General features: G+C 54.5%; 13 protein-coding genes and 1 other RNA gene. All 14 read right to left on the bottom strand.

Annotated elements, in window-relative coordinates; genetic code table 11:
* Positions 1-91: 91 nt before the first annotated feature.
* Entirely contained in the window at positions 92-844 is a 753-nt protein-coding gene (locus tag ACW8F6_RS12375; protein WP_491576178.1) for a cell division protein FtsQ/DivIB, read from the bottom strand.
* Positions 841-1,785, bottom strand: a complete 945-nt coding sequence (locus ACW8F6_RS12370) for a D-alanine--D-alanine ligase (protein WP_491576177.1) — start codon at positions 1,783-1,785, stop codon at positions 841-843. Before ACW8F6_RS12370 ends, ACW8F6_RS12375 begins: the two co-directional genes overlap by 4 nt.
* Before the next feature lie 11 nt (positions 1,786-1,796).
* Positions 1,797-3,218: a UDP-N-acetylmuramate--L-alanine ligase gene (gene murC, locus ACW8F6_RS12365; RefSeq protein ID WP_491576176.1), complete on the bottom strand. Its 1,422-nt coding sequence runs from the start codon at positions 3,216-3,218 to the stop codon at positions 1,797-1,799.
* Positions 3,211-4,284 (bottom strand): undecaprenyldiphospho-muramoylpentapeptide beta-N-acetylglucosaminyltransferase, encoded by a 1,074-nt coding sequence (gene murG / locus ACW8F6_RS12360; protein ID WP_491576175.1) that lies wholly within the window; start codon positions 4,282-4,284, stop codon positions 3,211-3,213. The genes murC and murG overlap by 8 nt, the downstream gene beginning before the upstream one ends.
* Positions 4,277-5,548: a putative lipid II flippase FtsW gene (ftsW, locus tag ACW8F6_RS12355; RefSeq protein ID WP_491576174.1), complete on the bottom strand. Its 1,272-nt coding sequence runs from the start codon at positions 5,546-5,548 to the stop codon at positions 4,277-4,279. The genes murG and ftsW overlap by 8 nt, the downstream gene beginning before the upstream one ends.
* Complete coding sequence (gene murD, locus ACW8F6_RS12350) at positions 5,545-6,888, bottom strand: UDP-N-acetylmuramoyl-L-alanine--D-glutamate ligase (protein WP_491576173.1); 1,344 nt, start codon at positions 6,886-6,888, stop codon at positions 5,545-5,547. Before murD ends, ftsW begins: the two co-directional genes overlap by 4 nt.
* A gap of 11 nt (positions 6,889-6,899) precedes the next feature.
* Positions 6,900-7,982 carry a phospho-N-acetylmuramoyl-pentapeptide-transferase gene (gene mraY, locus ACW8F6_RS12345; RefSeq protein ID WP_491576172.1) on the bottom strand — a complete coding sequence of 361 codons (1,083 nt, stop codon included), beginning with the start codon at positions 7,980-7,982 and terminating at the stop codon, positions 6,900-6,902.
* Positions 7,982-9,379: a UDP-N-acetylmuramoyl-tripeptide--D-alanyl-D-alanine ligase gene (locus ACW8F6_RS12340; RefSeq protein ID WP_491576171.1), complete on the bottom strand. Its 1,398-nt coding sequence runs from the start codon at positions 9,377-9,379 to the stop codon at positions 7,982-7,984. The genes mraY and ACW8F6_RS12340 overlap by 1 nt, the downstream gene beginning before the upstream one ends.
* Positions 9,376-10,872, bottom strand: a complete 1,497-nt coding sequence (locus tag ACW8F6_RS12335) for a UDP-N-acetylmuramoyl-L-alanyl-D-glutamate--2,6-diaminopimelate ligase (protein ID WP_491576263.1) — start codon at positions 10,870-10,872, stop codon at positions 9,376-9,378. Before ACW8F6_RS12335 ends, ACW8F6_RS12340 begins: the two co-directional genes overlap by 4 nt.
* A complete protein-coding gene (locus ACW8F6_RS12330) occupies positions 10,872-12,584 on the bottom strand; it encodes a peptidoglycan D,D-transpeptidase FtsI family protein (protein WP_491576170.1) in 1,713 nt (570 codons plus the stop codon). The genes ACW8F6_RS12335 and ACW8F6_RS12330 overlap by 1 nt, the downstream gene beginning before the upstream one ends.
* Positions 12,581-12,883 carry a cell division protein FtsL gene (gene ftsL / locus ACW8F6_RS12325; RefSeq protein ID WP_491576169.1) on the bottom strand — a complete coding sequence of 101 codons (303 nt, stop codon included), beginning with the start codon at positions 12,881-12,883 and terminating at the stop codon, positions 12,581-12,583. Before ftsL ends, ACW8F6_RS12330 begins: the two co-directional genes overlap by 4 nt.
* Positions 12,884-12,927: 44 nt before the next feature.
* Entirely contained in the window at positions 12,928-13,842 is a 915-nt protein-coding gene (gene rsmH, locus ACW8F6_RS12320) for a 16S rRNA (cytosine(1402)-N(4))-methyltransferase RsmH (RefSeq protein ID WP_491576168.1), read from the bottom strand.
* 12 nt (positions 13,843-13,854) lie between these two features.
* Positions 13,855-14,298, bottom strand: a complete 444-nt coding sequence (mraZ, locus tag ACW8F6_RS12315) for a division/cell wall cluster transcriptional repressor MraZ (protein WP_491576167.1) — start codon at positions 14,296-14,298, stop codon at positions 13,855-13,857.
* Between the two features lie 319 nt (positions 14,299-14,617).
* Positions 14,618-14,960: RNase P RNA component class A (gene rnpB / locus ACW8F6_RS12310), an RNA gene on the bottom strand.
* Positions 14,961-15,167: the final 207 nt, after the last annotated feature.

Below are 15,167 nucleotides of genomic sequence, written 5' to 3'. Positions count from 1 at the left end.
AGTCGTTGCCTGTTTTATCATGTCACAGCCTATAGTCATGCGTTCATCCTGAAATGCGCGAAGGCGCCATCCCTTACTCTTGAATCTTCCATTAACCTTTACTACGCCAACCAACGGCAGCGCCATTGTTATAGCGAACATCGACACTGGCGACGTCCGACCAATGATCGGCCAAACGCAAGTCATATACCTTTGCAAACAGCCGCATGCGCTCCTGTAGGCGGTGGCGGCCAAAAAAGACCTTTACGCCATCCCATAAAGTTACCCGCCAGCTTCCTCTGGCATCCAAGCGAATATGGGCCAATCGCAAATTTCTGCTACCCATTAATTCGGCAATAGTTTGATAGTTTTGCATTAACTTGCCCAGGGCACGATCCTCTGCTTCCAACATCGGCAGGTGATCTAACTTGCCGGCTACATTTGAGACCAGTATCAATTCGGCGCGGTTATTTACAAAACCTCGCTCACCCCAGCGCGCAATGGGTGTTTGCTCCTGCACTTCAATGACCAGCTTGTCTGGCCAACGGCGCCGAATAGCCACCGAGGCAATCCAAGGGTCCGACTCAAGCACTAGCTGTAGCGCCTGAATATCAATCTTCCAAAATCCCGTATGAATATTGTCAGCCAACAATTCGGCTATTTTTTCCCGCTCGATCAGCGCGAATTCACCTTCGATAGCCACCTCTTTCACCGGGCGATCCCACAGATCGATTGCGCGTGCAGAAATCAATGGCGCAAGCCACACCAAAACACCCGCCAATACGCTGAGTAAAAGTAAACGTCGAATTAACCCAGGTTTAGCCTGAGTCGTTGCTTTTTTCTTAGCGCCCCGTGCTGTGGTCACGATGCCATTGACTCCATCAGTATTTTGGCCACGAGGTTTTCAAAACTAAACCCAGCGGCTTTTGCGGCCATAGGCACCAGGCTATGGTCGGTCATACCCGGCACCGTATTTACCTCCAGCATGTAAAATTGCCCCTGCTGATCGGCCATCACATCTACCCGACCCCAACCTTTGCAGCCCACTGCTTTAAAACCTGCCATAGCTAAAGCCTGTAATGCCTGCTCGGCAACCGTTGGTAATTCGCATGGGCAGATATAGCGAGTCTGATTAGAGACATACTTCGCATCGTAATCGTAGAAAGAATTTGAAGCCTCTAAGCGAATCGGTGGCAATACCTGATCCCCTAAAATTGCCACAGTATATTCGGCACCCACGATTAACTGCTCCAGTATCACGGTGGTGTCTAAGGCCGAGGCTTTCTCGATGGCCTTGGCTAACTCACCGACATTGGTCACTTTTGACATTCCAATACTGGAGCCTTCATGACTGGGCTTAACCATCACTTGGCCACCCAACTGCTGCAGCACCATGGGCAGGTCCATACCAGGCTGCGCGATAACATACTCAGGTGTCGATAACCCTTCGCCGCGCCAGATCTGTTTAGTGCGCCACTTATCCATAGCGATAGCAGATGCTTGTACACCACTGCCGGTATAGGGAATTCCCATAAACTCCAGTAACGCCTGCATGCGTCCGTCTTCACCACCCGGGCCGTGCAGGGCAATAAAAGCGCGATCAATTCCCGCCGTCTGAATTTTTCCTATAGCATCGTGCTGTGTGTCAATTTTAACCACGTCAACACCCTGTGCCTGCAATGCAGCGTGAATCGCATTGCCCGAGCGCAGACTCACTTCGCGCTCCGACGAATTGCCGCCCAGCAGCACGCCCACGCGTCCTACACCCGTTAGATCTAACTTTACTTGCGGATTAAAATCTGTCATTCCGCGTTTCCCTACCATGTCATCGCTGAAAGCTCAGCGGAAAGTTGCCCAACATTGCCCGCACCTTGGGTTATAACAATGTCGTTGGGCTGAATTAGGTGTCGCAAGGCTTCGGCAACACCGTCTACTGTCTCGACAAACACGGGCTCCACGACGCCGCGGGTACGAATACTCCGACTTAAGCTGCGGCCATCAGCGCCGGTAATGGGGTCTTCGCCGGCGCTGTATACCTCTAACAACAAGAGCGAATCCACACCGCTCAGCACTTCGACAAAATCCTCATAAAGGTCGCGCGTACGGCTATAGCGATGCGGCTGATAGATCATTACCAAACGACGATCCGGCCAACCTTTGCGCACGGCTTTAATCGTGGCGGCCACTTCTCGAGGATGATGCCCATAGTCGTCAACCAACAGTGCACTGCCTTGCGCTCCCACCGGCATTTCACCGTAAACTTGGAACCGCCGACCAACCCCTTGAAATCCGGCCAAGCCCTCTTGAATGGCAATATCTGCCACGCCCTCGTCCGTAGCAACCGCAATTACAGCCAGCGCATTCAGCACATTGTGCTCGCCCGGCATATTCACAGTGACAGCCAGCGGTTCCAGATGATTGGCTCGAATGACATCGAAACTGGTGGTCATTTTGTCCTGGCGAATGTTAACCGCCCGCACATCGCAGTCCTCTTGCAGACCATAGGTCAATACAGAGCGCGATATCTGCGGCAGCAATTCGCGAATAATGGGATCGTCGCCACACAATACTGCCAACCCGTAAAAAGGCAGATTGTGCAGAAACTCCAGGAACGTTTTTTTCAATACATTAAAATCGCCACCATAGGTATCCATATGATCGGCGTCAATATTGGTCACTACCGACACCATCGGCTGCAGGTGCAGGAATGAAGCATCGCTTTCGTCCGCCTCCGCAACAAAGTAACGACTCTCGCCTAATTTTGCATTGCTGCCGGCGCTATTCAGCAAGCCGCCAATGACGAAAGTAGGGTCGCGACCATCCGCCGCCAAAACCGATGCCATCAAGCTGGTGGTCGTGGTTTTACCGTGGGTCCCAGCGATCGCAATGCCGTGGCGATAACGCATCAGCTCACCTAACATTTCCGCGCGCCGCACAACGGGTATACGCTGCTCTTTGGCCGCAATTAGCTCTGCATTATCCGCTTTAACCGCTGTGGAATTTACCACCACATCCGCACCGATCACATTTGTAGCGCTGTGTCCAATAAACACCTGTGCGCCCTTGGCCACTAGGTGATGCGTGGTTTGCGAGGCACGCATATCCGAACCCGATATCTCGTACCCCATATTCAGTAGCACTTCGGCAATTCCGCTCATCCCCGCGCCGCCAATTCCTATAAAATGTATGCGACGTATACGGCGCATTTCTGGAATTTGATACAGCTTCGACTTAACCATTGCATACCTCTTGGCAAATATCTGCCACTGCTTGCGCGGCGCCCGGCAAAGCCTGCGCACGCGCCTTATTGGCCATGTCAAGCAATCGCGCGCGATCGCTTGTCAAAGCTTGAATGAGCCCCGTCACCACGGTGGGCGCTACTTGATCTTGTTGCATGACCCAGGCCGCGCCGCAATCGGCCAACCATTGTGCGTTGGCGGTCTGGTGATCATCTATGGCGTGCGGAAACGGAATAAACAATGCTGCCAATCCAGCCGTAGAAACCTCAGATACTGTGAGAGCGCCGGCGCGACAAATCACCACATCGGCCCAACCGTAGGCCTCGGCCATATCGTCGATGAATGGCACCACCGAAACTTGGTCCGACGACACATCGCCATAGGCTGCTCGGCAGTCAGCAACAAGTTTTTCACCGGCTTGGTGACGAATGCAGATGGCGCCTCTGGGCAACTGACGAAACACGGCGGGCACTAATTCATTGATAAACTGTGCACCTAAACTGCCGCCCAGCACCAATAGACGCAAGGGGCCCTGACGACCGGCGAAACGTTCGGCGGGTACAGGCAAAGCAGCAATGGCCGGGCGCACGGGATTGCCCACTCGCTGGGCATTCGGCAGGCCCGCATCAAACGCTTCCAAAGTGCGTCGCGCACATTTTGCCAACCAACGATTGGTGGTGCCGGCTCGTGCATTTTGTTCGTGAATCACTAGCGGTTTACGCAGCAACCACGCGGCAAGCCCCCCTGGGCCCGACGCAAAACCGCCAAATCCCACCACCACACTTGGACGTACACGAGCAACCACACAGACTGCCTGCCATAAGGCAAAAACTAATTTAAAAGGTGCCCACACGAGTTGTGCCTTGCCCTTGCCCCGCAATCCTTGCACGCGCACTGTGTTCAACACGATGCCCGCTGCTGGAACAATACGCGCTTCGATGCCACGTGCAGTACCCAGCCATTGCACGTGCACACCGCGCGATTGCAGCTCTTGCGCCACGGCCAAGGCAGGAAATACATGACCACCGGTGCCTCCAGCCATGATCAATGCTACAGGCTTAACCATTGACGGCCTCCTGTGGCTTAGTACCAGGCTTAGCCATCACTTTTGTGGCTTTGCGCTTGGCTGTTTTTACGGTGGAACGCACCACCTGCACTTCAGACTCCCAATCCACGCGTAGTACCAGCCCCATCAACGCACAGCACAACAACAGGCTGCTGCCGCCGTAGCTGATAAATGGCAACGTAAGCCCCTTGGTCGGCAAGAATCCGGAGGCAACGCCAATGTTGATGAATGTTTGAACGGCAAACAGTACCGCAATACCAAACACCAACAGTGCAGCAAAACAATCGTTGTGCGCCATCCGGCTCTTGCAGCGTCGCAGTAACTCGAAGATAAACGCGGTAAAAACCAGAATAACCAGCAAACCGCCAAACAGCCCAAACTCTTCTGCCACCACGGCAAAGACGAAATCCGTATGAGCCTCCGGCAGGTAGAGCATCTTTTGAATGCTGTTACCTAACCCTTGACCGAACCATTGTCCATTACCAAAGGCAATGAGCGATTGAGTGAGCTGGTAGCCCGTATTAAATTGATCCGCCCAAGGGTCCAAAAACGTTACCAACCGCTGCAAACGGTACGGCGATAACAAGGCAACCGCAGTAAAGAGCCCGCCCCCGACCGTCATTAAACCGAGCATGACCCACAAGCGCAGTCCGGTAAAAAACAACATGCCCATAACCGTGGCCACAATCACCACCGAGCTGCCAAAGTCGGGCTCTAGGAGCAGCATAACTATAAATACGGCAAGTACCGACAATGCCCGCAATAGGCCCTTATTGTGTCGACTTAATTCCGGGCCGCGCTTGGTAAAATAGGCGGCAAAGAAAACGATGACGCAAAATTTCACGACTTCCGACGCCTGTAAGGTTAGCGGCCCCAAAACTAACCAACGCTGGCTGCCATTCACGCGACGGCCAATGCCGGGCACTAACACCAGCGCCAGCAACACAAAGGCCAATACGAGCAGCACCCAGGCATACTTTTGCCACACCGCCAGTGGAATCAACGCCACCGCTGTACAGAGCGTGAGACCCATGCATAAAAAAATCAGGTGTCGACGGGCAAAATACCAGCCATCGCCATACACCGAATCTGCAAATCCCACTGAAGAGGATGCCACCATGATAACGCCAAAGGTTACCAATGCCGCCCACAGCAACACCAACCGCGAGCTCAGCAGGCGCAACAGATCCGGACGCAATTGCGCCAACAACTCCGGCTGCCAGTGGTCGGCCAGCAAGGGTTTCAAGGCGACGCTAAGGCTCATCCCATCAACCCCCTTACGGCGGCAACAAATTGCTCGCCGCGATCGGCGTAATTTCTAAACATATCGAGCGACGCACAGGCCGGCGACAGCAATACCCTGTCGCCCGATTGCGCGAGACTGTGGGCCTGAGCAACGGCATCGCACATATCGCTGGCAAAACACACCTGCACATGATTTGCCGGCAAAGCAGCCAAGGCCTTGGCATCCTTCCCAATTACAACCAGCGCGCGTAGATGCGCATCGAAAGCCGCCTTTAAGGGACTAAAGTCCGCACCCTTGCCATCGCCGCCGGCTATCAACACCAACGCATTGGGGGCTGTGGCAAAACCTTCAATGGCCGCCAGCGTGGCACCCACATTGGTACCTTTAGAGTCGTTGATGTAAGCCACGCCGCGCACTTCTGCCACCCACTCACACCGATGAGGCAGGCCGGTAAATCCCTGCAGTGTCTGCAGCATACTGGGGATGGGCAGACCGGCGGCTTTGCCTATGGCGAGCGCCGCCAAGGCATTGGCCATGTTGTGACGCCCACGTATTTTTAAATCACGGGTTTTTAGTAGTGGTTCAAACTGAAAGGCCAAATACTCTTCGTCTGCACGGCGCATAACGCCGAACTCGTTAAAATCTGGCTTGCCCAGGCCAAAGCTCGATACCTTCATGGTGGCCGCCAGCGGTGGCCGGGTCAGCGGATCATCCCGGTTGACAACAACGCTGTCGGCGCCGTAGTAAATTCGTTGTTTGGCCGCATGATAAGCGGCAAAATTTTCGTAACGATCTTGATGGTCATCACTCAAATTTAAAATACTGGCCACTTTAGCGCCCACCCGCGCCGTAGTTTCCAGTTGAAAGGAGGATAGCTCCAAGACATAGAGTTCGATATCGTCCTGCAAAAGATCGAGCGCGGCAGTACCCAAGTTGCCGCCGACGCCTACTTTTACGCCAGCGTCGGCTGCCATCTCGCCCACCAGAGTGGTGACAGTGCTTTTGGCATTTGAGCCGGTTATCGCCACAATGGGTGCACGGGCATGTCTAACAAATAATTCGATATCGCCAATTACGGCAACACCTTTTTCCAGAACAGCTTGAATGGGCGGCAGTTTCAGCGACAACCCCGGGCTCAAGACGACTTCATCAAATTCTGACAGTAGGGATTCATCCAGCGGCCCCAAATGAATTTCTACATTGGGAAATTCCGATTTAAAGGTCTCTAGCTGAGCGGGCGCCATGCGCGAATCGAACAAGGCAAACGGGCTGCCCTGCTCTTTCAAAAAACGCGCCACAGAGAACCCGGTTATACCCAGGCCCACAACAGCGGTAATTTTACTCTTCGCGATTAACATTCAGTGATCCATTAACGAAGTTTTAGCGTGGCCAATCCGACCAACACCAGCATTACGGTAATAATCCAAAAGCGCACGATGACCCGCGGCTCCGGCCATCCTTTTAATTCAAAGTGGTGGTGCAGTGGCGCCATGCGAAATATCCGCCGCCCGGTAAGCTTGAACGATCCCACCTGTAAAATGACCGATACCGTCTCCATGACAAACACACCGCCCATGATAAAAAACACAATCTCATGGCGGATAATCACGGCTATTACACCCAGTGCCGCACCCAGTGCCAGCGCACCCACATCGCCCATGAATACCTGTGCGGGGTATGTGTTAAACCACAGAAAACCCAGACCTGCGCCCGCCAAGGCACCACAGAAGACAACCAATTCACCGGCACCGGGAACGTAGGCAATGTGGAGGTAGTTGGCAAACTCCACATGACCGGCAAGATACGCGATGATCCCTAGGGCGCCACCCACCATGACCGACGGCATGATGGCCAGGCCATCTAGACCATCGGTTAAATTCACCGCATTGCTCGAACCCACAACCACCAGGTACGTCAACACAATAAATGCGGGCCCCATAGCAATAGCCACGTCTTTAAAAAATGGGACGTAGAGCTGGGTTTCAGCGGGCAGAGTGGCGCTTTGATATAAAAAGACGGCGGCACCTAGGCCACCCACGGACTGCCAGAAATACTTCCAGCGCGCAGGCAATCCCTTCGAATTGGATTCCACCACCTTGCGGTAATCATCTACCCAACCCACCGCGCCAAATACGAGCGTGACCAACAACACCACCCACACATAGCGGTTGGTGAGATCTGACCACAGCAACGCACTGGTAAAAATGGCGGCCAGTATCAAGGTGCCCCCCATAGTGGGCGTACCCGATTTGCTTAAGTGTGTTTGTGGGCCGTCATCGCGAACGGATTGGCCAATCTGCAAATAATTGAGCCGACGTATCATCCAGGGACCCACTAACAGCGAAATACCCAGCGCCGTTAATACACCCAGAATTGCGCGCACTGACAGGTAGTTTACAACGCCAAAGGCATTAAAATATTGCTGTAAATAATCTGCTAGCCACAATAACATCAGGCATTCCTCTGGTTGTCATTCAAGGCCTGCACAATTTTTTCCATCTGTGCACTGCGCGACCCTTTTATAAGAATATTTATGCGCCCTACCTGGTTCGCAATGTGTCGCTGTAAAAACGCTACCGCAGCAGCGTGATTTTCAAAGGTGTGTCCACGGCCAAAACTTTTCGCAGTCAGGGCGCTGAGCGGACCCACGGTTGCAACACCGTCTAAGCCCGCCTGACGGGCATAGTGCCCAACGTCGGCGTGCATCGCTTGGGCATCATCGCCCAGCTCGCCCATATCGCCCAACACCAGCCAACGCGCGCCCTCAAACTGCATTAAGGTGTCGATGCCAGCTTTAACGGCTCCTGGGTTGGCGTTATAGGTATCGTCGATCAAGGTGAGCGAATCATTTAAACGCAGTACATTGAAGCGACCCTTTACCGCCTCAAAAGACGCAAGCCCTGCAGCGACATCCGCCAGTGATATACCCGCGCTTAGCGCGCAACACGCCGCCGCCAAACCGTTGGCCACATTGTGCAAACCGGAAACAGGCAGCGCTACGCTTACTTGCTCTCCCCTAGCGGATAACATAAATCGCGCGCCAGATTCGGTTAATACGATATCGCTGGCGGAGACACTCGCGGCAGTTGCACTTAATCCAAAAGTTATTCGATCACGCATGGCATTCTGATCAATAAAGCGATCGGCGTAACGATCATCCAAATTAATCACGGCAATGCCATTGCTAACTAAACCGTCGTAGATGGCGGATTTTGTTTGCGCTACACCATCAACACTGCCAAACCCCTCAACGTGCGCTGCCATCACGTTGTTGACGAGCGAGACTGTGGGCCTCGCCGTTGCCGCGAGATGTGCGATTTCACCAGGACCACTTGCACCCATTTCAATAATGGCGAAGCGGTGTGTGGGTGTTAGCTTCGCAAGCGTTAGGGGCACACCAATGTGGTTATTTAAATTACCTTGCGTCGCTAGCACGGCCTGCTCACCCAGTGATTGGCGAGCAATAGCGGCGAGCATTTCTTTCACTGTTGTTTTGCCGCTGCTACCGGTAATGCCGACCACTGGCCCATCGAACAACTGGCGAACGGCTTTGGCGATGTCCGTTAGCGCCACCAGAGTGTCTTGCACGACCCACACTGTGTGATGAGCTAGCAGTGAAGTATTCGCCGCAACCCAACTCTCTTGTAACACCAACAAGCCAGGCTGCTTGGGCAGAATGTCGGCAACAAAGGTATGGGCATCGTGCTTTTCGCCCACAAGCGCAATAAAAGTTTGCCCCGCTTGAACCTTGCGGCTATCGGTGCATATTTCACCCAGACTGAGGTGCCCATCACCCAAGTGGCGACCGCCGTAGCGCTGCACTAGCTGCTCGACCGTTAATGGCATCATTGGGCAGCCTCCGCGCGTTGCGCCAACGCTGTCAGTGCGTGGGATTTATCGCAGAAGTCAATTTTTTCGGTGCCAATGATCTGGTAATTTTCGTGCCCTTTACCGGCAATGACCAGCAGATCGCCCGCCTTTGCTTGGCGCACCGCCAATTGAATCGCTTGGCTGCGGTCAACTATTTTCTGTACCCGTTCCGGCATTTTAAAGCCGTGCATTATGTCTTCCAATATTGTTTCAGGAGGCTCGGTACGCGGGTTATCACTGGTAACTACACAGTTGTCTGCGAGCTGTTCGGCCACCTCAGCCATTTGCGGACGCTTGCCCTTGTCGCGATCACCGCCACACCCAAATACGCACCAAAGCTGACCCGAGCAGTGCACACGCGCGGCCTTCAATACCGCGCGCAGAGCGTCGGGCGTGTGGGCATAGTCCACCAGAACTTGAATGTCTGTCGCGCTGGGTATCCGTTCCATGCGGCCAGCCACCGGCTCAAATGTTGCCGCCGCCGCCAGCACTTCTGCCAACGTAAAACCTTCCGCACAGGCCGCTGCAACCACCGCCAACAGATTTGCTAAGTTAAATTCGCCCAGCAGACCTACTCGCAGCTCGCCACGTCCCCAGGGCGTCACTAACTCCGCTTGAATACCCGACTCTAAATACTGAACTTGCGTGGTGTAGACGTCGGCCTGACTATTGACGAGGCTGTAGGTGTAGAGCGCCACAGATTTGGGCACGCTCGCCACAATGCGCGCGCAAAACTCATCGTCGTAATTCACGACACATTGCTGCAGGCCCAGGTGCTTGAACAGTTGCAACTTGGCGTCGCCATAGGCAGCCATGGTGCCGTGGTAGTCCAAGTGATCGCGCGTTAAGTTGGTAAAAATCGCAGTGCGAATAGGCACCGCCGCCACCCGCCCCTGTGACAGCGAATGGGAGGACACCTCCATTGCCAGATGGCGCACCTGCTGCTCGTGTAAATCGCACAATATTCGCTGCACACTGATGGCGTCTGGCGTCGTCATGCCCGTATCGATTAAAGCCTGTCCAATGGCGCCATAGCCCAGGGTGCCCAACACCCCACTGCGCTCGCCAAGCGCGTGATAAAGCCGGGCCAACAATTGCGAACAGGTGGTCTTGCCATTGGTGCCGGTGATCCCCGCAATGTGCATAGCTTGTGCCGGCATACCGTAAAAGCGCGCCGCCACTTCACTCATCTTTTGCTTTAACGACGGCAGCTGTACCACCGGACCGCCAGTTGCCGCGAGCGACACCTCGAAGCTGTCACCCTCCACCAAGGCAAGCAAGGCGCCCGCTGTAAACGCCTGCGAGAGAAAATCGCGCCCCTTGTGCTGGACACCGTCAAGGGCAAAAAACAAATCGCCTGCACGCACTCTGCGGCTGTCTAAACTCAAGCCGGCAACGTGTTTGTCTGCCCATTCCATTGGCCATTGAATCTCTGGCAATAGCAAGCGCAACGGCAGCGACCTAGTGACCATCACCGCGACCCTCCGCGCGCTGCCACCAGGGCTTTTGCCTCTGGCGGCACTTGCAACATACGCAGCGCACCCTCTGTAACCCGCGCAAAAACAGGCGCGGCCACATCGCCGCCAAAATATTTGCCAGCGCCCGGCTCGTCAATCACCACCACGATGGCCAAGCGGGGATCATTGGCTGGCGCCATGCCAGCAAACAATGAGCGATATCGGCTAGCTTCGTAACCGTTTGGCCCAACTTTGTGTGCGGTACCCGTCTTGCCCGCTACGGTGTAACTATCGAGCTTGGCGCGCGTGGCTGTGCCGCCCGGCTCAACCACAGTCTTTAACATGTCAATGAGCTGCCGGGTAAAGGGGCGAGCAATTACCTGTTCGCCCTCGGTGCGCGTATCGGCTTTCAGCAGCGACACAGGGCGCAACACGCCACCACCGGCCACAACTGCGTAGGCCTGGGCCAACTGCACGGCGGTTACCGTTAAGCCGTAGCCAAAGGCATAGTTGGCTTGCACGATGGGCTGCCAGCGACGGTGATTTGGCAATTGCCCCGCACTTTCACCGGGGAAACCGGACTCAGAGGTTTTACCGAAGCCCAGGCGCACATACATATTGCGAATTTCCTGTGGCTCCATTTTTAACGCCACCTTGGTCAAGCCTACCTGGCTCGACTTGGTGATAATTTTAGTCACGTCTATCAACCCGTAATTAACAGGGTCTAGTAAGGTTTTTTTGCCCACGCGAATGTAACCAGGCGCCGTCTCAATGGGCGTGTGAGCTTGCACGTAACCTGCCTCAAGGGCGGCCATTACCGTTAAGGGCTTTACCGTCGAGCCCGGTTCAAACTGGTCGATCATTGCGCGATTGCGCATGGCGGCAGGCTTGAGGTTAGTGCGATCATTGGGGTTGTAGCTGGGCTGGTTTGCCATCGCCAATACTTCGCCACTGGCCACATCCACAACCACTATCGACCCGCCGCGCGCCTGATGCGCCTGCACCGCGGCCTTCAGTTCGCGGTACGCCAGATACTGTAAGCGCAGATCTATGCTCAACGCCAAATCATTGCCCGGCTCAGCGGCACGCAACAACTGCAACTCTTTAATATTTCGTCCGCGCAAATCCCGCTGTACTTGTTTGGCACCGGGCGTGCCGGTTAGCCACTGGTCATACGCCAATTCCAGCCCTTCCTGGCCGCGCTCATCGACATTGGTAAAACCCACCAGGTGCGCAGTTACCTCGGCGGCCGGGTAGTAACGGCGGTATTCGAGCTCGGCACTGACACCGGTAATATCGAGCGCCAACACGGCATCGGCATCCTGCGGCGGCAAATGACGCTTCAAATAAATAAACTCGCGCCCCGCGTTGGCACTAATGCGCTTCGCCAAGTCCGCCGCGCTAATACCCAAGGCGCCTGCCAGGCGAGGAATCTCATTTTCTGCAATTAGTTGAGGGTTTAACCAAAGTGACTTTACCGGCGTACTGACGGCCAATGGCTCGCCATTGCGATCGGTAATCACGCCGCGATAGGCGGCAATGCGCTCCTCGCGCACAGTGCGTGCCTCGCCCTGGTGCTGCAAAAACTCAAAGCCCTTTTCTTCACCGGGCATGACTTGCACGCGTGCGAGATGCCACACCATAGAGAGCACCAACGCCACTAAGACTACTATGGCAAAGTAAAAACGCCAGGGCGCCAACTGAAAGGGTTTAGCCAGCTTTTTCACGGCGCCACCATCACAATTTCAGCAGGCTCTGGCACGCGCATGTTCAATTTTTGTTGAGCCAGCTTCTCAACGCGGCTGTACGCCGCCCAGGTACTTTGCTCTAACAAATACTGACCGCGCTGCACCTCCAGCTCTGCAGCTTCCCGGCGCAAAGACTCCAGCTGAAAATACGACAGCCGGGCGCCATGAGTGGTATTAACCACCAAAAGCGCAGACGCAGCCACCAGCACCCACAAAACCACCGTCGTAATCAGTAGTGTGGCGCTGGGCTGCGACTTGACTGCAAGCGTATTTTGCACTCTTTGCCCCTGTTTTATTGTGTTAGCTCAATAGTTGCCGGCACTTAGGCCAGCTTTTCTGCGCACCGCATAACAGCGCTGCGCGATCGCTGGTTCTCTGCCAGCTCTTGCGGGCTGGCTTTGATAGCCTTACCCAGACTCTTCAGTCTTTTGTTCAAATCTTTATCCATGACCGGTAGACCTTTAGGTAGCTGCTGGCCCCGTTCGTGATTGCGAATAAAGCGCTTCACTAAACGATCTTCCAGGGAGTGGAAGCTAATGACCACCAAGCGACCACCGACCTTTAGCGCTTCGAGTGCAGCAGTTAATACCCGCTCAAGATCCTCCAACTCGCTATTGATAAATATGCGAATACCTTGAAAGGCGCGCGTAGCCGGGTGCTTGCCTTTTTCCCAGGCCGGATTTGCCTCGGTAATAATTTTTGACAGTCGGCCCGTGGTGGTAATAGGTGCAAGTTCGCGCTCGCGCACGATGGCCGCAGCCATCCGCTTGGCAAAACGCTCTTCGCCAAATTCCTTTAATACAAAGGCGATATCCTCGGCATCTGCGTTCGCCAGCCACTGGGCCGCACTCTGACCCCGGGTGGTATCCATTCGCATATCCAGCGGCCCGTCCTGCATAAAACTAAAACCGCGTTCCGCCTGATCCAGCTGGGGCGACGAGACACCCAGGTCCAGCAATACGCCGTCCACGGAGCCGGGCGCCACCCAGGTCAACAAGTCGGCAAAAGAACCGTGCTGAATGGCAAAGCGCGCATCCGCAGCCGCCAGCGTGTTGGCCTCGGCGATCGCCTGTGGGTCTTTATCAATCCCCACAAGTCGCCCGGCATCGTTTAGGCGGGCCAGCACGGCGCGGCTGTGACCACCGCGACCAAAGGTGCCATCCACATAGATGCCATCGGGTGCAGACACCAGTGCATCTACCGCCTCGTGCAATAACACCGTGTAATGAGCGCTCAAGTTGGCACCCAGCTACAGGGACAAGGATTGCATTTCATCTGGCATCTCACCGTCGTCGTCATCGTTGTCCAGCCAGGTGGCCCAGCTCGCTTCACTCCAGAGTTCCAACTTCTTACCCTGGCCAATTAACATCAATTTCTTATCCAGCTGGGCATAGTCGCGCAGTGTCGGCGGCAACAAGATACGACCATTGCCGTCCACTTCCAGCGGCGTGGCATAGCCGATTAACAGCCGCTGCGTTCTGCGGGCAACTTTATTAAAACTGGGCAGTGCTTCTATTTTGGGAAGAATTTCAAGCCACTGAGGCTCCGGATACACCAGCAGGCAGCGCTCTTCGGTGTGCGCAGTGATCACTAACTTGCCGGCACACAGCTCCATCAACGACTCGCGAATACGCGCCGGTATCGCCAGACGCCCTTTGGCGTCCATGCTGATGGAATGACTGCCGAGAAACACTATTTCCCACTCGCCCTATTGCTCATACCACTAAATTCCACTTTTACCCACTTTTTACCACATTCACACACTATAAATCCGCGCCCTTTAAAGTCAAGAGAACTGACGCGAACTTGCCTGCAAAATCAGTAATTTAGAGTGGAACTCGCAGTTAAAATTCAGAAAGCGGAACAGTAGCAGACTAGGAAGATCACAAATTACAAGCACATAGAAGCCAAACTTAAAGTGATACTTTAAGTTTGAGAACTAATAGGGCTAAATAACAACAGGGATATAACCATTTGCGGAGTGCGACGGGCCTTTCCCCACCGCACTGAAAGAATTGAGCCAGCCGATAAGCCGGGTTCTGTCGTGGACAGTCATTCATCTGGGACAGATGTCACCATCTGCCTCAAGCAACCTACCCGCCTTCAGTGCGGGTCGCACCATAGAAGGCCTATTTGGTCTTGCTCCGAGTGGGGTTTACCTTGCCACAGACTGTTGCCAGCTGCGCGGTGCGCTCTTACCGCACCATTTCAACCTTACCGGCGCCGAAGCGCTTAGGCGGTATATTTTCTGCTGCACTTTCCGTAGGCTCGCGCCCCCCAGGTGTTACCTGGCACTCTACCCTGTGGAGCCCGGACTTTCCTCCCCCTTGCGGGAGCGACTGTCTGGCTGGCTCAGCGCAACAATAATCAAGGCTGCAGCGAGTTTCAACCGGTATTTGCAGACCACCCCGCAACTGCTCAAAAAGTAAGCTATGTTTTAGTTCTAAGGTGTGTAGCAAAGCGCGCTGCTTCGCTGCATACTTTCCTAGGCGCCGCGCATTAGCCGTGCCTGCGCTCGGACATTAGCGAAACCGCACTAATTACAATAATGAAGTTTTGGAG

It is taken from the genome of Simiduia sp., assembly GCF_058345725.1.
The sequence above is the reverse complement of the archived record's forward strand: the minus strand, read 5'-3'. Positions and strand labels throughout refer to the sequence as shown.

Bases quoted from the DNA above. Each gene is read 5' to 3' on its own strand.
- ACW8F6_RS12370 (WP_491576177.1), bottom strand. From the start codon at position 1,785: ATGACAGATTTTAATCCGCAAGTAAAGTTAGATCTAACGGGTGTAGGA.
- murC (WP_491576176.1), bottom strand. From the start codon at position 3,218: ATGGTTAAGTCGAAGCTGTATCAAATTCCAGAAATGCGCCGTATACGT.
- murG (WP_491576175.1), bottom strand. From the start codon at position 4,284: ATGGTTAAGCCTGTAGCATTGATCATGGCTGGAGGCACCGGTGGTCAT.
- ftsW (WP_491576174.1), bottom strand. From the start codon at position 5,548: ATGAGCCTTAGCGTCGCCTTGAAACCCTTGCTGGCCGACCACTGGCAG.
- murD (WP_491576173.1), bottom strand. From the start codon at position 6,888: ATGTTAATCGCGAAGAGTAAAATTACCGCTGTTGTGGGCCTGGGTATA.
- mraY (WP_491576172.1), bottom strand. From the start codon at position 7,982: ATGTTATTGTGGCTAGCAGATTATTTACAGCAATATTTTAATGCCTTT.
- ACW8F6_RS12340 (WP_491576171.1), bottom strand. From the start codon at position 9,379: ATGATGCCATTAACGGTCGAGCAGCTAGTGCAGCGCTACGGCGGTCGC.
- ACW8F6_RS12335 (WP_491576263.1), bottom strand. From the start codon at position 10,872: ATGGTCACTAGGTCGCTGCCGTTGCGCTTGCTATTGCCAGAGATTCAA.